This is a genomic window from Lysinibacillus sp. VIII_CA (assembly GCF_049943995.1).
GTDB classification, from domain to species: domain Bacteria; phylum Bacillota; class Bacilli; order Bacillales_A; family Planococcaceae; genus Lysinibacillus; species Lysinibacillus pinottii.
Genome location: NZ_JBNFXM010000011.1, coordinates 25,994 through 40,879, shown reverse-complemented (window position 1 = coordinate 40,879; position 14,886 = coordinate 25,994). Strand labels below are relative to the sequence as shown.

Genomic DNA, 14,886 nt, shown 5'->3' with positions numbered 1-14,886 from the left:
TTATACTAAAGCTATCAAATCAATTTAAAGGAGTGGTTCCAAGTTGGGAAACATCATTCTTCAAGTGACCAATTTGCAAAAAGAATATATCGGAGAGATTACCTACAAGGCATTAAACGGTATTGATTTCCAGTTACAACAGCAGGAGTTCGTAGCCGTCATGGGGCCCTCCGGAAGTGGCAAAACGACATTTTTAAATAGTGTATCCACCATTGATCGCCCCACTGCTGGAGATATTGTTATTAATAATAGAAATCCTTATGTTTTAAATGATGAGGAACTTGCAAAATTTAGACGTTCTGAATTAGGCTTTGTTTTTCAGGATTTTAATCTTGTTCATACTTTAACGGTAAAGGAAAATATTTTATTACCGCTGACATTAGATAGCTTACCTAGCGCCAAAATGCGTCACCGTTTAAAGCATGTAGCGCAATTTCTTGGAATTGAGGAGCTATTATCGAAACGCATTTATGAAATTTCAGGTGGGCAAAAGCAACGAGTAGCTATTGCTCGTGCTGTTATCCATAAACCGAGCTTATTGTTAGCAGATGAGCCTACAGGTAATTTGGATTCAAAGGCTGTCAACGATGTGATGGATTTATTCACCTCCATCAATCAAGAACTACAAACTGCCATTCTTATGGTCACACATGATCCTTACGTAGCAAGCTTTGCTAATCGTATTATATTTATCAAGGATGGCAAATTATATAATGAAATACATCGAGGCAACAATCGTAAGCAGTTTTATCAAGAAATTATGGACACTCTTGCTTTCTTAGGTGGGGGTCAACATGACCTTTAACCATATTGTTATCCAAAACATTATACGAGATAAATGGACATATGTATCTTATTTTCTGAGCAGTATGTTTTCCATCATTATATTCTTTTTATTTTCTGTAATCGTCTTTCATCCCAGCTTAAAAGACCTAGATCCCGACTCAACACTTGGCATTTCATTAATGCTTGCCAGTATGCTTGTTTATTTATTTTCATTTATTTATATTACTTATTCAATCATGGCATTTTTACGCAAAAAGACAAAGACTCTTGGCATTTTCATGATTACAGGGGCTTCCATGAAACAAGTACGAAAGCTAATATTCCGTGAAAACCTATTCATTGGAATAATGGCGATTATAGCAGCAATCGTTCTTGGTCTTGTCATGACCCCCCTGTTCTTAATGGCGGCTAAAGTAGTGTTAAAAGCAGAAACATTTAGTATGTATATTCCTCTACAAGCAATTGGTTTAACGATAGGTTTGTTTTTAATCTTATTTATGATAATTTCTAAAGTCGTCACTAAATTTATTAATAAAGAAGCCTCCATACAGCTATTAAAAAGTGATACTGTGATTGAAAAATCGATTCGACCACATTATATTTTATTAGCTGCTAGCATTATGATGACCTCACTTTTAGCTTATTTACTAAAGATTGAGCATGCTATTGTAGCGTCTTTAGGTGCTCTCTATTATTTATTATTTTTTGCTAGCATACTTTGTACGATTTATTTAATCATTGCTCAAGGCTTACGTCTATTTTTGAAAATATTTGAGAAATCCCCTGTTTATCTTCGCAAAACAAATATGCTTTTAGCGTCAAATTTAAATGCAAAAATGAAATCTCATGCAAATATGCTATTTCTAATTACCATTTTGTTAAGTGGCGTATTTTTATGTACAAGCATTTTGTTTAGCTCATATTACAATGTTCAAAAAGATAGTGAAGGAAATTATCCGTATAGCTTTCAATATATTACGGATCCAAAAGCTAATGACAACATAATAAAGGCAGATTTAGACTATCTTGAAAAGAAGCTAGCAACAGTAAAAGCAAACAAGTATTTTATTGAATTTAAATCAGATGAGAATCGACGCCTTGGCTATATGTCATTATCTGATTACAACCTGCTACAGCAAAAGGAAATTAGCCTGAATGAAAATGAATTTATTGCTGTCGCTGGGAATCATGGTATAGCCCCGATAACCAACAATGCTAGTGACCGTTATATAAAATCATTCAAACTAGCTGAAATGAACGAAAAGAACCTACTATCTACAGGGTTTCAGGAAACATACTTCATTGTGCCAGATTCTATTTATCAGTCGATTGACTACCCTGTTTATAAAACCTATATCTATGAATTAGATAATTGGACAGCACATACAGAATTGGCAAATACCATTACCGAGGACATACCATCCTTACCTGGTGAACGTTACGTTACATCCAAAATCGAATTATATGATACAGAAATGTTTGTAAAAAGCGTTATGTTCTTCATTGGCTCTATGTTAAGTTTAATTTTCTTAAGTGCAGCCATGAGTATACTTTACTTCTATTTACAGACAACATTATTACAGGAAAAAGAAAAATATATGGGCATTCGTAAGCTGGGACTGTCTAAGAAAGAATTAGCCTCCGTTATTGCAAAGGAACTGGGCATTCTTATATTTGTTCCGTTCACTATAGCAATTTCTCTATTACTCACTACTTTATTAGCTATGCGTACAATGGTCTCTACAGCATTTTTACAGGTTTCCATTGCCAGTTCTTGTTGTTTCTTTGTGCTGTTCCTCATCAGTTATTTATGGATACGACAAAGCTATTTCAAACGTCTAGTGAACTAAAAAAATCGCACTCCTTGGGGGTGCGATTTTTCAATAATAAAAGACTTGTTACCAAATAATTGGCTTTGCCACCATTAACCATAACATAATAAGCAGTAGCAAAATGTACATCCACGCCTTGCGCTGTAATAGTGCAACAAATTGTTGCTGATTATAAGCTTGTGTATTAAAAGTACGTAATGTTGGCTTAAACGCTCTGGCTAAAAAGATAATAGATGCAAACATCACAAGGAAAGTGAGAACAATCCACGAAGTACTCCAATGATAACCCGCATGCCACATTAGTAAAATACCCGATCCTACAAGTACATGTCCTGAATGTTTGACAATGGCAATAGCCCCTTTAAAAGATTCTATATATGGTGGCATTTCACCACTTGAAGCTGTACGCATTTTTTTTACAATCGTTAGTACAACGAACAATGGCCCAATCGAAAGAACGGCACTTAAAATATGTATATAAAGAAGAAGCGTATAAATGGAAAACATGATGTATACTCCCCCTTTCATCAGTCCCCTACATTATAGCATTCAACCTCTGTCTGCTTATTCAGTAATTGTGAATCCTTTGTAAACACAAATTGAATCATTGTTAAATTGTTTGAAAACCTCACAAAGAGGGTATCGTTTATAGTAACATGCACTTAAAGAACAAAAGGAGTGATTTTTATAGGAATTCATCAATTTTTTACAAGCCTCAATGATTTAGAACGAATTATTCGGTGCCCTGGGCGATTCAAATTTGAAGAACATAACGTGGCAGCACATTCTTGGAAAGTATCACAATATGCGATGTTTTTTGCGACATTAGAAGAAATGAATGGAGCAAAGATTGATTGGAAATCTTTATATGAAAAAACAATTAATCATGACTTTGCTGAAGTTTTTATTGGCGACATTAAAACTCCAGTAAAACACGCTAGTCCCGAGCTAAAACAAATGCTAGCACATGTGGAAGAGAAAATGATGGAAAAGTTTATTAGCAATGAGATTCCAGAAGAATTTCAAGGCATTTTCTTTGAGCGCATGAAAGAAGGCAAGGATAGTACGATAGAAGGGCGTCTACTTGAATTTGCAGATAAACTGGACCAATTTTACGAAGCTTTTGCAGAATTAAAGCGTGGCAATACTGACAAAGAATTCGTCTATATGTATCAAAATGCTTTATCGAAGCTTTTAGCCATTCCACTTGAGGCAACTGTCCAATATTTCCGCACTGAAATATTAAAAGACGCCGTACAGGAAAAAACTCATATTGATATACAAGCATTAACAAATGAAGTACTAACAGCCAAATAGTCAGGTGCATGTACAAGTTTTCCGAATGAAAAGTTCAGGAAGGCTTTTTTTATTTCCTCTAAAAAAATCGTATAATGAAAGGTGATTGAATGGAGGGAGAGTTTTGTCAGAAGAATGCCCAATTATAGAAGATTTATTACTGTTATATAAGAAACAAATGCTCCAAGCATCCACATTAATATATGTAGAGCAGCATTTGGCAAAATGTCCGCACTGTCAGCAGCTCTTTAGCTCAGTACAAATTCAAAAAGAGTACATACCCATGAAAAAAACATTATCTTTTTTCCATATTATATTTATTGTACTTTCATTCATGTTTGCTATTAACTCATCGTTACTTGGAAACCAAATGGGCTTTGTCATTTCATATGCCATTTTCGGTTGTCTGTCTTACCTTTTTTATAAAAACATTTGGATTGTTTTTATCATTAGCTCTGTACCTGTATTGGTATGGGCGATTATCGACAACCTTACGAATGAGCTCTATATTACCGCCTACTCTTTGACAGAATTTGGGGCACTTGTGATGGGAGCAAGTTATATCGCTCTCCTCCATACGATTTTTGCCTTAGTGGGTGCGGCCTTTGCCATTTTATTACGCAAAATTTTTAGAATAAAAAAGCGCCTAAACTCAAACTAACGTTTAGACGCTTTACACTTCCCTATGCCTTTTTTACAAATTCAGACTTCAGCTTCATAGCGCCAAAGCCATCAATTTTACAGTCAATATTATGATCCCCTTCTACAAGGCGAATACTTTTTACCTTTGTCCCTATTTTTAAAGTAGATGAACTTCCCTTTACCTTTAGGTCCTTAATAACCGTAACTGAATCACCATCAGCTAACAAATTACCATTTGCATCTTTGACAATAAGTGTATCTGATTCGGGTTCCGTTGCCTCCATGCTCCACTCATGCGCACATTCTGGACATACATAATTTGTTCCATCCTCATATGTGTATTCAGAATTACATTTCGGACAATTTGGATAAGCTGCCATTCCTGCTTCCTCCCTTTACTTTTTTGCTAGATAAATCCTCTATATGCTCCTATCTTTACACAGTCGTCCATAATAAGCAAAGGTTGTTCGTATTTTTTGTTCGTATTTGTGAAAATAATATGAAGCCCAGTACCTTTCTAAATACATTTGCCGTTACGTATTGCATGATTTGGGACACCCGCCCATTGACTTATTTCAAGCAATCATCTTACTTGCATGTTTGTCGATCATGCTTTATTATATCCATAAAGGCTGCATTGTTCGTATAATATTAAGTTTTAACCTTTAAGCTGTAAAAGGGAGTTTTATTATTGGAGTTGGAATGACGGGCCTCACACTACGGTGCATGAGGATAAGCAGGAAAACTTCTGCGAACACCCACTTTGAGGAGTGGTGGTTTAAAACTTTCTATAATAACTACGGCATACGCGGCTTTTTATATTACATTTACCTTTACAGTACCTTAGCCAATATGGTTAAGGTACTTTTTTCATTCCAAAATAGCCAAGGGGTTAAACTTATTTGCAATTAATAATAAATAAACATAATCAACTATTTACCTCCGCAAAATATACCCAATCTTTCATGGACCTTTCAACTTCCCCTTTTTATCAACAGGCTTACTAACATTTGTGGAAGATTTATTTTATACAAAAAAGCTAACCTTCTCTATTAGGAAAATCAGCTAATTCCATTTATATCGCATATTTATTGATTAATAAGAGATCCATGATTTTGTTCAAATTCTTCTCTTGTCATTCCATAACAAATACCATCGAAATAATCGCCTTTCGTGAAAATGATTTTTCTAAGTTGCCCCTCTTTCATGAAACCTAATTTTTCATGTAGACACATTGATGGTTCATTGAAAGAGTAAACCGTTGTATTTACTTTTTGATAAGCGCGCTCCGAAAAGAAGAATCGAAGAACCATGAGAATCATCTCTTTTGCATACCCTTTACCTCTGTAAGGCTCGAATACAGCTAAATAATAATCAAAGATACCATTTTTCAAATCACAATCAAAAGTTTCAATCATACCAACAATATTATTGTTTCTATCTACTGCAACAAAACGGAATTCGTCATCATCTTCAGATAATTGTTCTTCTACCCATTCTGTCATTTTATCAGTTGAGCGAGGAAAATGAATCGAATCCATATTTCTAAGAATTTCATCATCTAGAAAATCAAATATAATGATATCTTCTGGTTGTATCGCTCGTAATGTAAGATTTTTCCCTGTCCAATAACTAACTGTCATTTTTCTTATCCTCCAAAAAAAGTGGTAATACTAATAATTGGTTATATTAACCATATATTTATTACGTTTTAAATTTTATATAGTTTCAAGTAAAACTTATCTCTTTTGTTATTTCTCATTTACATAAGTACGATTCATTGAAGGGTTATAACTAGCGATTGATGATTATATTCATTTTTATAATTACTATCGGTGTCAGGGACGATTAAACGGCTTGAGTCCTTTAGAATTCAGGACACAAGCCGTTTAATACATTTTTTATTATTACCACTGTCTACTTGACGGGGTGCAGTTCACATTGAGCGCCTGGCTTTATTTTTATTTCCGAATACAGCTTGCTTAATTCTACTTTAATAAAACATGTGATTTCTTATAAACTTAAAAGCTACTTAATTCTGATTTTAAACTTTGAACGAACTCGTTAATTTGTTCCCTTTTTACTATTATACAAAATGCAGGACCACATTCTCTTGGACCAAGATTATTCTTATCATTGGCGTCTAATACAAAAATTAATTTGTAACGAGTCTCAGATTCTATCCTCTCATTGTCAGGTATTTGTAAAAAACCATATTGAGGATAATAATATTTACCGTAGTGAGGAATATGATAGATACATAATCCAGGATCGTGTGGCTCCAACATACTTAGGTGTGAACTATCAAGATGTTTTATATCATCTAATAATTTTATGAAGTCATCCTTTAAACATGTAATTTCTTTATGCAACCTAGGAAAATTATCACCTGATCTGAAATTTATGGAGAATTTCACACTTGAATCATTTACTAATTTTAAGATTATTTCAACTTCACAATTGGGATCATTTGAGTAATCTTTTAATATAACCATAATTAATTCTCCTTTTTTATTAACCTTTTAAATTAATATTAATTCCATCGGTCCATATTCTACTATACTACGGAATGTTAGCATAACTTTTGAACTGAAAATTGTCAGGAGTTAAATTTTATAAAAGTATTATCACTCATAATCTCCTACATATTTCCAATTACTCTTGAACCACTTTAACTTTTTATGATCTTCAAAATAAACAGTATCAATAACATCAGTATCTTTCTTAAGTAATACAGCAACTTGGTTGCCTCCTGTGTCAATCCAAGCAACACGTTCTCCGCTTAATACATCGACATATTTAGTACCATTAGTCAAAGCATCATCTATCATTTTTCCAGTAATACCGCGATCTACCGCTTGATCAGAAGCATGGCTTCTTAATTTAAGTACTCGTTTCGAAGAAGTCTTTACAATATATGAAACTCCTTGCCTAATTACAAGGCCGGCTAATAATGGAATGACAGGTAATGCATGTGGTTGTACTTCGGATTCGAAATCAGCCCTAGGACCATTTAAGTCATCTATAGAAGTATTTACATCTGTATTTATTTCTTGATTATCAATTTGTGACTCATTTTCTACTTCGATAATATTGGGTTCTTGATTTAAAGAATCTTCTAATTCTACTGCTTGTGATTCACTTGCAAAAGCCAAACTTGGAGAAATTATACTGAATGCTAGTGCAAAACAAATTAATGCTACAAAACCTTTAAAAAAATTTAATTTCGACATTTTTTTGTCCTCCATTTATTACATTTTGAAAAAAACGTTATAACATTTTCACTTTCCCTCGAGTTATTATCATCCTATCATTGGAAACTTTTTCATTTCAATTGTTGATTCACGCCATTTTCCGGCGTGGAATTTACATTAAATTTACATTAAGCGCCACATAACGCCATCAAGAACGCCATATTTTGGCGGTTCTTATAAAATAAAGTGATACTAAAGTTACATTATCAACATTTATAAAACCTATTGTTTGACCTTAATTACATTGTAGTATTTATTCACTTTGTAATCATAAATTAACAATTTGTACTTAAGTATCTGTTGACAGTAAATTGACTTTCAGATATACAAAAAAAACAATACCAATTATGGTAACGGGCATGTGCTGTTAAGCACTACGTTGTAAATGATAATTTCTAATCCTTTTAAATCTCCATTTGTCAGCGTGCCAGCGTCAAACTTATCTAGCCAAATCTTATCAATCCTTTATCAACTGATTGTTGAATATCAACCTTTACAGTACCTTAGCCAATATGGTTAAGGTACTTTTTTATTTATGAAAAATACCTTACAGCACCTTCTATATCTCCAATTTGATATATCCTATTTCTAATAAATTCCTCAAAAAGCCACGTTCGTCTAACGTTTTGAAACTCTAGTTTTAAAAAGTACATACAACCTTCTCATATTTTGTATAATTCCCTTTCATTTTGCGCATATATGGAGTAACAAGGGAGGTAATGATATTGAAAAAGTTAATGTATGTAATGGTATTTGCTTCAATTCTAATAACAGCTTGCGGAAAGAGTGACAATCCAAAGGAGGTAGCAGTAGATCAAAACACTTCTGTTGAAGATATTGTCGGAGCAATTGTTAAAAATAAGTTTACGGTTGAAGAGTCCAAAGGTGTTGTCACCATATCCATACAGGATACAGATGTGACAGAGGGATCGAAAAGTCAAATGCTGAAGGACTCCACTAAAATTTTTGCTGATTTGTCGAAGCTGAAAGATGTAAAAACACCTGCTGTTACTTGGTATGCTCCACTTACCCAACCAGATGGAGATAAAACCATGACTGAAGTATTGAATATTTATTTTAGTGAAGAGGATTATCATAAAGTAGATTGGGCCAATTATTTACAAGTTGATATCGAGTCAACTGCTACAAATTATCATGAAAGTGAAGCTTTAGAGGATTAATTTTATTAAAATGAGCAAAAAGATACCCCTCCATGTATAGAGGGGTATCTTTTTGCTCATTTTACATACATTCTCAGCCCCTCTGTTAAAAGAGGTCGTTTTATTTTATAGTGGGTTGCTTGCCAAATTCCTTTCCCATCCTGCAAAATTAATAACTGAGGTGATTCGTGTTTTACCTGTAAATCACGTTCTATAGCATTGGAAACATCACGTTCCTTTTGGATAATGACCAGATATTTAGGGAGTTCTGTCGCTAAGGCTTTGAACTCTTTTAAAGCTGAAATACTGCTTATACATGTCAGACTAAATTTTAAGACAAGACAGGGCTTTTTGTGAGACTGTTCTAACACTTCTCCCCAACTAACCAAAGTTTTAATTCGTTGCATATATGAATACCTCCCTTGCAATTATATACTACATAGGGTATTTATTGTAACAAAAAAACACACGAGGCTACCTTTATAGCTCGTGCATTTCTTCCTCTACTTAAATGCCTTCTGTATTCATTAATACAAGGCGCCAGCCATCAGGATCCTCAATGGTAATACCCTTCTGCATCCAATATGGATTTTCAGGCTCTACTTCAGGGTACCCCATTTGTGATAAGCGTTTAGCAATACTACGGATTGTTTCTTGATTTGGAATATAGAGTACTAAAAGATTGTCCTTACTTGGAGCAGGACAAGGGCTTCCTTCAACATGTTCTGTAAATTCCAAGTGATAGTGTACATTTGGAAGACCAATCATTATTCCATCATAGCCACGATGACCTGAAAAAGAACCAATTTTTTTTAGTCCAATGCCCTCACAATAAAACCGTTCAATTTCTTTTAATTGATCAGTTGGCCTTGCTACTCTGACCTGTGCAACTGCTAGTTCATTCGTCCATTGTTGTTCCATCAGAAACTCTCCCTTTTTAAACGAGTATAGAATGGTACAATCACGTTGAAAACAGTCCTAAGTCTGAATTATTGTGCTAACGCTATATGAAACGAAGCCGCAGTCTTTGCTTTTACTTCCTCTAAAGTAACGCCCTCTGCTAATTCGATAAGCTGTATCCCTTCTTTAGTAAAATCAAATACAGCTAAGTCTGTAATTAACCGGTGGACAACACCTTTACCTGTTAATGGGAGATCACATTGTTTTTTAATTTTGGATTCACCATTTTTATTAACATGCTCCATAACGACGATGACTCTCTTTGCTCCTACCACCAGGTCCATGGCGCCCCCCATTCCTTTGACCATTTTCCCTGGAATCATCCAATTTGCCAGATCTCCAGTCTCTGATACTTCCATACCACCTAAAATAGCAAGGTCAATATGGCCACCACGAATCATAGCAAATGATTCTGCACTATCAAAAAAGGAAGCCCCCGGCATAGCTGTTACTGTTTCTTTCCCAGCATTAATTAAATCGGGATCAACGTCATCTTTAACTGGATAGGGACCGATACCAAGTAATCCGTTCTCTGATTGTAAAAGCACTTCATAATCGGCTGGAATAGCATTGGCAACTAAAGTTGGAATACCAATACCTAAATTTACATTCATGCCATTTTGGATTTCTTTCACTGCTCTATTTACGATTCTTTGTCTTGTATCAGCCATCACTCTTCCCCCTTTTTCACTGTCAGACGCTCAATACGCTTCTCATAATTTTCACCCAATAAAACACGCTGAACGAAAACTCCTGGTGTATGAATATGATCAGGGTCTAACTCGCCAACTTCTACAATTTCTTCCACCTCAGCAATGGTAATTTTACCTGCCATCGCAGCTAGCGGATTGAAGTTACGTGATGTTTTTCTGTACACTAAATTTCCTAGCTTATCTGCCTTCCATGCTTTAACTAGAGCAAAATCAGCAGCAATTCCTTCTTCTAAAATATAGTCTTTCCCATCAAAAATCTTTACTTCTTTGCCTTCAGCAATTGGCGTACCAACTCCAGTAGCTGTATAAAATCCTGGAATCCCCGCTCCTCCTGCACGTAGGCGCTCAGCAAGCGTTCCTTGAGGTGTTAACTCTACCTCTAGCTCCCCACTTAAAAATTGTTGTTCAAAAATTTTATTTTCGCCTACATAAGAGGCAACCATTTTTTTTATTTGCTTATTCGCTAATAGTAAGCCTAAACCCCAATCATCTACTCCGCAGTTATTACTAACTACCGTTAAATCCTTTGTACCCTTTTGTACTAAAGCCGCAATAGACTTTTCTGGTATACCACATAGACCAAAGCCTCCTACTGCTAACATATCCCCATCCTTAATATCAGCAACCGCTTCTTCAAATGAACGCCATACTTTCCCATCCTTCATCTCGAAACCTCCTAAAATTGCTCGTTTATTAAGGAAAATTCTACCTCATTAACATTTTACAAGTAAAGGAATTAATTAGAATACCACTTATTCCAAAATAGAATAAATCTCCCCACCTCTTACTTACGCATCGTGTTCAGTAACTGTTTTAAGGCATACGATTGATATGTATTTTTTTTGGTGATAATACCCAAACGCCAGGGCATATCAAAATTAGCTAAAGGAATCATTTTGACATTTTTATTTGTTTGCTTAGCAGCGATAGAATATGGCAGTAATGTTATTCCTAAATTTGATGATACCAATTCAACTATCAAATCCCACTGTGAACTTTTATAGCCTACATGTGGTGAAAATCCAACACTTTCACATGACTTAATAACATAATCATGTAAAGCGAACTCCTCAGCAAAGATAATAAAGGTTTCATTTTTTAAGTCTTGCAATTGTATTTCTTTAAATTGAGCTAATGGGTGTAATTCATTTATAAATACATAAAATTGATCTTCTACAAATGGCTGCACCGAAAACTTTCTTTCATCCGTCGGTAATACGACAATACCCATATCCACATTACCGTTTTCTACTAACGTACCCACTGTTTTTGCGCCTCGTTCAACAAGCTCCAAATGCACATCAGGATATTGCTGATGAAATTCTCTAGCTATTTTCGGAAAAAATAATGTCCCAATTAAAGGTGGAATCCCTAGCTTAATTGAACCTGTCTTTATATTTAATAAATCATCTAGTAAAATGTGCAAGTCTTGAACGGAAAGCATGATCTTTTGCCCCTGTTTAAAGACAATACTCCCTGCATCTGTTAGCTCGACATTGCGAGTAGATCTATTTAATAATTCTACATGTAATGTATCTTCTAATTTTTTTATGCTTTTACTTAATGATGGCTGAGATACAAAGGATTCATTCGCAGCCTTCGTAAAGCTACCATGCTCGACAACTGACATAAATGCTTTTAAATCTCGTAATTCCATAAACATCTTCCCCATTTATTCTTTTTGATGAAAGACTTAGCAAAATTCTCTTATAGTAATTAATTCTTCTTCATCTATGGTAATCCTTCTACAAAAATTAAGTGCACTGAACCTACAACTGTAGTCGAGAGGATATTCCTTTATTCCCCAAAGACCTCTTCAACAAAAAATACACCACGTATCATTAGATTTCACATCTAAATATAGTGGTGTATTTACTATTAGTGGGCCTTTTCCAATGCTAATTTAATGCCGAAACCAATTAATACAGCACCCGTCAATCCTTCGATTACTGCCTTAGTAGTTGGCCTTTTCATAAATGCACTAATGCGATCTAACAGATAGACATAAAATACAAACCAAAGCATCGTTAAAGCTGTATAGATTAATCCCATGATTAAAAATGGTAGAAATGTTCCACCCGTTCCATCCACAAATTGAGGAAGAAATGTTAGGAAAAATACAGCAACCTTCGGATTCGTGACATTCGTGAGGAACCCCTGCTTAAAGCATGATTGATGCGAGTATTTATGATCCATATTAGCTTCATTCTGCACTTCGGTTGATTGTGCGCGAATTGTCCGTAAGGTCCATAATGTTTTAATACCTAAATAACATAAGTAAACTGCACCAATATACTTTAATGCGGCAAATACATAAGCTGATTTCACAATGATAGCGGATAGCCCAATGACAGCTGCGCATGTATGAATCAATAAACCACCACAGGACCCTAAAATAGTCTGCAAGCCTCCTTTCCTACTTACAGTCAAGGTATTCTTTGTCGCTATGGCTGTATCTGGACCAGGTAAAATTATAAGTAAAATGCACATAACTAAGAAAACAGAGATGTTCACCATTTCTCTCCCTCACTTTTTGTCAGAAAATTATAAAAATAATTGTAGCATATGTACTTCCTTACAGAAAGATACTAATTTTTATTTTGACTTGACATATAACCAATAGGTGTTATATATTCGTAACACCTATTGGTTTCATTTTATCTATAAAGGAGATTTACACATGAGCGGAAAATTACCCGATATTGTTAAAACAATTACACTTAATGCACCTATAGAAAAGGTGTGGGACACTGTAGCAACTGCAGAAAAAATTGCTTCTTGGTTTATGCCCAATAATTTTCAACCTATTGAGGGACATGAATTTACGATTCAATCACCGTTTGGTCCTTCACCTTGTAAAGTTGAACGTGTAGATGCGCCACATTTTCTAAGATTTGCTTGGGATGAGGATGGTTGGTTCGTTACTTTTGAGCTAAAAGAAGTCGGAGAACAAACAGAATTTACTTTAACACATGGTGGCTGGAAGGAAGCTTCACATATTATTCCAAAAGCTAACGCTGCTACTGAGGCCATTCGCACAAAAATGGATGGCGGTTGGACAATGATTATCCATCATAAATTAAAAGAAGTTGCAGAAGCCTAATGATTCAAGAAGCAGTGAAATATGATGTTTTTCAAGCAATTGCAGATCCTACAAGAAGAAATGTTTTAAAGCTACTTGCATCTAATGATAGACCTATCTCTAATATTTCAGAGCATTTTGCAATTAGTCGAACAGCTGTCGTAAAGCACTTAAAAATATTAGAACAGGCAGAGCTTGTTTCTGCTCAAAAAAAGGGCCGCGAAAAGATATACACGTTGCATAGTGAGCGTTTAAAAGAAATTGAGGATTGGCTCCAATACTTTCATTTGTTTTGGGACAATAAATTGGCTCAGCTACAAAGTCTGGTGGAAGACAATTAAAAAATGGAGCTGTCTAATTGGGACAGCTCCACCTTTAAAAGAGGTAGAATAATCCTCCATTAATAATGTCAATTTTAATTTTAGATTCGTATTGCTCCTCTAATGCTTTTCTTTCAATTTCATAACATTCGGGTTTATCCTCTACATCCTCATAAAAATAATCCAATACTCGTTGATCACGTTGCCATCTTTTTTGCGCTTCAATGGCCCACGAGTGATCATCCTTTTCAATAATGGAATCCACCGCTGCATTTAATCTTTCAAGTGCACGTGCTGGTTTAATAATATATTGCACATGAAAAACGTTCTCTGCTGGTTCGGTGTCAAAATCTGAGGCATAAATCGTTTCATGAAAATCCTCCTTGATAACACCCGTTAACAAGTTAATACCAAATGAGTACATCATTTCTTTTGTCCGATCACAGCAATAGGAGACTTTAAAGTTAACACCTAGCCATGGTGTTAGGATAACCTGCCCCATTCCATGATCAACTTTTTCAAATAATTGAACATAGGCACCTAGTTCTCCTGTCGCATGAAAAAGCTGATTTAACCGTGGTGAGCCATAATGAATAACCTCACCAAATAAGTTACCAGCCATAGCTGTCTGATCTGTAATAAAGGTCACCTGAGCAGGGTTTGGCTCACTATTAGTGGCCTCTATATATTGCCAATAAAATGGTCTATTCATAATTCTTTTATCAATATCTACCGTCAACTGCACGGTCAAAGAATGTTCCTCTTCCCCTAAAATAGGGCAGTCATTTTCGGAGAAAAATCCCTTTAAATACTCATGAACTTGCTGCGGATACATAGTTTC

At 35.0% G+C, this 14,886-nt stretch carries 19 protein-coding genes, 1 other RNA gene and 1 pseudogene; 9 read left to right on the top strand and 12 right to left on the bottom strand.

The genetic code is table 11. The annotated features are described in order from the left end of the window. Positions 1-43 precede the first annotated feature (43 nt). Positions 44-805 carry an ABC transporter ATP-binding protein gene (locus tag ACP3VS_RS15355; RefSeq protein ID WP_031418349.1) on the top strand — a complete coding sequence of 254 codons (762 nt, stop codon included), beginning with the start codon at positions 44-46 and terminating at the stop codon, positions 803-805. Next, complete coding sequence (locus ACP3VS_RS15350) at positions 795-2,636, top strand: ABC transporter permease (protein ID WP_332292205.1); 1,842 nt, start codon at positions 795-797, stop codon at positions 2,634-2,636. The genes ACP3VS_RS15355 and ACP3VS_RS15350 overlap by 11 nt, the downstream gene beginning before the upstream one ends. Positions 2,637-2,684: 48 nt before the next feature. Here the strand turns inward: ACP3VS_RS15350 and ACP3VS_RS15345 are convergent, their stop codons facing one another. Further along, positions 2,685-3,125, bottom strand: a complete 441-nt coding sequence (locus tag ACP3VS_RS15345) for a hypothetical protein (RefSeq protein ID WP_012292575.1) — start codon at positions 3,123-3,125, stop codon at positions 2,685-2,687. A 171-nt stretch (positions 3,126-3,296) separates the two neighbouring features. Here ACP3VS_RS15345 and ACP3VS_RS15340 point away from each other — a divergent pair, with 171 nt between their 5' ends. Together ACP3VS_RS15340 and ACP3VS_RS15335 are read left to right on the top strand one after the other, a co-directional pair. Then, positions 3,297-3,935 (top strand): YfbR-like 5'-deoxynucleotidase, encoded by a 639-nt coding sequence (locus tag ACP3VS_RS15340; protein WP_031418347.1) that lies wholly within the window; start codon positions 3,297-3,299, stop codon positions 3,933-3,935. 103 nt (positions 3,936-4,038) lie between these two features. Further along, positions 4,039-4,575 carry a zf-HC2 domain-containing protein gene (locus ACP3VS_RS15335; protein WP_036166670.1) on the top strand — a complete coding sequence of 179 codons (537 nt, stop codon included), beginning with the start codon at positions 4,039-4,041 and terminating at the stop codon, positions 4,573-4,575. A 22-nt stretch (positions 4,576-4,597) separates the two neighbouring features. Here ACP3VS_RS15335 and ACP3VS_RS15330 read toward each other — a convergent pair whose 3' ends face one another. Further along, positions 4,598-4,936: a zinc ribbon domain-containing protein YjdM gene (locus ACP3VS_RS15330; protein WP_031418345.1), complete on the bottom strand. Its 339-nt coding sequence runs from the start codon at positions 4,934-4,936 to the stop codon at positions 4,598-4,600. A 246-nt stretch (positions 4,937-5,182) separates the two neighbouring features. Between ACP3VS_RS15330 and ssrS the strand changes: the two genes are divergently transcribed. Beyond that, positions 5,183-5,375: non-coding RNA, 6S RNA (gene ssrS, locus ACP3VS_RS15325), on the top strand. Between the two features lie 269 nt (positions 5,376-5,644). Here the strand turns inward: ssrS and ACP3VS_RS15320 are convergent. Next, complete coding sequence (locus ACP3VS_RS15320) at positions 5,645-6,199, bottom strand: GNAT family N-acetyltransferase (protein WP_012292571.1); 555 nt, start codon at positions 6,197-6,199, stop codon at positions 5,645-5,647. A 154-nt stretch (positions 6,200-6,353) separates the two neighbouring features. On the opposite strand from ACP3VS_RS15320, the pseudogene ACP3VS_RS15315 reads away from it, so the two are divergent. Then, positions 6,354-6,449, top strand: a pseudogene (locus ACP3VS_RS15315) (IS3 family transposase); the annotation flags it as partial. A 128-nt stretch (positions 6,450-6,577) separates the two neighbouring features. On the opposite strand, the gene ACP3VS_RS15310 reads toward ACP3VS_RS15315, so the two are convergent. Both ACP3VS_RS15310 and ACP3VS_RS15305 read right to left on the bottom strand, forming a co-directional pair. Next, positions 6,578-7,051 carry a hypothetical protein gene (locus tag ACP3VS_RS15310; protein ID WP_031418344.1) on the bottom strand — a complete coding sequence of 158 codons (474 nt, stop codon included), beginning with the start codon at positions 7,049-7,051 and terminating at the stop codon, positions 6,578-6,580. Positions 7,052-7,183: 132 nt separating this feature from the next. Beyond that, positions 7,184-7,789: a hypothetical protein gene (locus ACP3VS_RS15305; RefSeq protein WP_139015309.1), complete on the bottom strand. Its 606-nt coding sequence runs from the start codon at positions 7,787-7,789 to the stop codon at positions 7,184-7,186. A 740-nt stretch (positions 7,790-8,529) separates the two neighbouring features. On the opposite strand from ACP3VS_RS15305, the gene ACP3VS_RS15300 reads away from it, so the two are divergent. Beyond that, positions 8,530-8,991 carry a hypothetical protein gene (locus ACP3VS_RS15300; protein WP_012292569.1) on the top strand — a complete coding sequence of 154 codons (462 nt, stop codon included), beginning with the start codon at positions 8,530-8,532 and terminating at the stop codon, positions 8,989-8,991. A 56-nt stretch (positions 8,992-9,047) separates the two neighbouring features. On the opposite strand, the gene ytxJ is transcribed toward ACP3VS_RS15300, so the two are convergent. The 6 genes from ytxJ to ACP3VS_RS15270 all read right to left on the bottom strand — a co-directional run bounded on the left by ytxJ (position 9,048) and on the right by ACP3VS_RS15270 (position 13,160). Further along, positions 9,048-9,377: a bacillithiol system redox-active protein YtxJ gene (ytxJ, locus tag ACP3VS_RS15295; RefSeq protein WP_012292568.1), complete on the bottom strand. Its 330-nt coding sequence runs from the start codon at positions 9,375-9,377 to the stop codon at positions 9,048-9,050. A 100-nt stretch (positions 9,378-9,477) separates the two neighbouring features. Beyond that, positions 9,478-9,891 carry a VOC family protein gene (locus ACP3VS_RS15290; protein ID WP_012292567.1) on the bottom strand — a complete coding sequence of 138 codons (414 nt, stop codon included), beginning with the start codon at positions 9,889-9,891 and terminating at the stop codon, positions 9,478-9,480. Positions 9,892-9,959: 68 nt separating this feature from the next. Then, positions 9,960-10,601: a 3-oxoacid CoA-transferase subunit B gene (locus ACP3VS_RS15285; protein ID WP_099805776.1), complete on the bottom strand. Its 642-nt coding sequence runs from the start codon at positions 10,599-10,601 to the stop codon at positions 9,960-9,962. Then, on the bottom strand, positions 10,601-11,308 hold the full coding sequence (locus tag ACP3VS_RS15280) for a CoA transferase subunit A (protein WP_036166667.1): 708 nt from the start codon (positions 11,306-11,308) through the stop codon (positions 10,601-10,603). Before ACP3VS_RS15280 ends, ACP3VS_RS15285 begins: the two co-directional genes overlap by 1 nt. A gap of 119 nt (positions 11,309-11,427) precedes the next feature. Beyond that, positions 11,428-12,300 carry a LysR family transcriptional regulator gene (locus ACP3VS_RS15275; RefSeq protein ID WP_031418339.1) on the bottom strand — a complete coding sequence of 291 codons (873 nt, stop codon included), beginning with the start codon at positions 12,298-12,300 and terminating at the stop codon, positions 11,428-11,430. Between the two features lie 221 nt (positions 12,301-12,521). Then, positions 12,522-13,160, bottom strand: a complete 639-nt coding sequence (locus ACP3VS_RS15270; RefSeq protein WP_031418337.1) for a LysE family translocator — start codon at positions 13,158-13,160, stop codon at positions 12,522-12,524. 163 nt (positions 13,161-13,323) lie between these two features. On the opposite strand from ACP3VS_RS15270, the gene ACP3VS_RS15265 reads away from it, so the two are divergent. Beyond that, positions 13,324-13,746: an SRPBCC family protein gene (locus ACP3VS_RS15265; protein ID WP_031418335.1), complete on the top strand. Its 423-nt coding sequence runs from the start codon at positions 13,324-13,326 to the stop codon at positions 13,744-13,746. After that, complete coding sequence (locus ACP3VS_RS15260; protein WP_012292561.1) at positions 13,746-14,066, top strand: ArsR/SmtB family transcription factor; 321 nt, start codon at positions 13,746-13,748, stop codon at positions 14,064-14,066. The genes ACP3VS_RS15265 and ACP3VS_RS15260 overlap by 1 nt, the downstream gene beginning before the upstream one ends. Before the next feature lie 34 nt (positions 14,067-14,100). Here ACP3VS_RS15260 and ACP3VS_RS15255 read toward each other — a convergent pair whose 3' ends face one another. Beyond that, on the bottom strand, positions 14,101-14,880 hold the full coding sequence (locus ACP3VS_RS15255) for a YqhG family protein (protein ID WP_012292560.1): 780 nt from the start codon (positions 14,878-14,880) through the stop codon (positions 14,101-14,103). Positions 14,881-14,886 lie beyond the last annotated feature (6 nt).

Excerpts from the sequence above, each read along its gene's own strand:
- ACP3VS_RS15270 (WP_031418337.1), bottom strand. The coding sequence starts at position 13,160 with ATGGTGAACATCTCTGTTTTCTTAGTTATGTGCATTTTACTTATAATT.
- ACP3VS_RS15275 (WP_031418339.1), bottom strand. The coding sequence starts at position 12,300 with ATGGAATTACGAGATTTAAAAGCATTTATGTCAGTTGTCGAGCATGGT.
- ACP3VS_RS15290 (WP_012292567.1), bottom strand. The coding sequence starts at position 9,891 with ATGGAACAACAATGGACGAATGAACTAGCAGTTGCACAGGTCAGAGTA.
- ACP3VS_RS15280 (WP_036166667.1), bottom strand. The coding sequence starts at position 11,308 with ATGAAGGATGGGAAAGTATGGCGTTCATTTGAAGAAGCGGTTGCTGAT.
- ACP3VS_RS15265 (WP_031418335.1), top strand. The coding sequence starts at position 13,324 with ATGAGCGGAAAATTACCCGATATTGTTAAAACAATTACACTTAATGCA.
- ACP3VS_RS15330 (WP_031418345.1), bottom strand. The coding sequence starts at position 4,936 with ATGGCAGCTTATCCAAATTGTCCGAAATGTAATTCTGAATACACATAT.
- ACP3VS_RS15310 (WP_031418344.1), bottom strand. The coding sequence starts at position 7,051 with ATGGTTATATTAAAAGATTACTCAAATGATCCCAATTGTGAAGTTGAA.
- ytxJ (WP_012292568.1), bottom strand. The coding sequence starts at position 9,377 with ATGCAACGAATTAAAACTTTGGTTAGTTGGGGAGAAGTGTTAGAACAG.
- ACP3VS_RS15320 (WP_012292571.1), bottom strand. The coding sequence starts at position 6,199 with ATGACAGTTAGTTATTGGACAGGGAAAAATCTTACATTACGAGCGATA.
- ACP3VS_RS15345 (WP_012292575.1), bottom strand. The coding sequence starts at position 3,125 with ATGTTTTCCATTTATACGCTTCTTCTTTATATACATATTTTAAGTGCC.
- ACP3VS_RS15305 (WP_139015309.1), bottom strand. The coding sequence starts at position 7,789 with ATGTCGAAATTAAATTTTTTTAAAGGTTTTGTAGCATTAATTTGTTTT.
- ACP3VS_RS15255 (WP_012292560.1), bottom strand. The coding sequence starts at position 14,880 with ATGTATCCGCAGCAAGTTCATGAGTATTTAAAGGGATTTTTCTCCGAA.
- ACP3VS_RS15350 (WP_332292205.1), top strand. The coding sequence starts at position 795 with ATGACCTTTAACCATATTGTTATCCAAAACATTATACGAGATAAATGG.
- ACP3VS_RS15285 (WP_099805776.1), bottom strand. The coding sequence starts at position 10,601 with ATGGCTGATACAAGACAAAGAATCGTAAATAGAGCAGTGAAAGAAATC.
- ACP3VS_RS15260 (WP_012292561.1), top strand. The coding sequence starts at position 13,746 with ATGATTCAAGAAGCAGTGAAATATGATGTTTTTCAAGCAATTGCAGAT.
- ACP3VS_RS15300 (WP_012292569.1), top strand. The coding sequence starts at position 8,530 with ATGATATTGAAAAAGTTAATGTATGTAATGGTATTTGCTTCAATTCTA.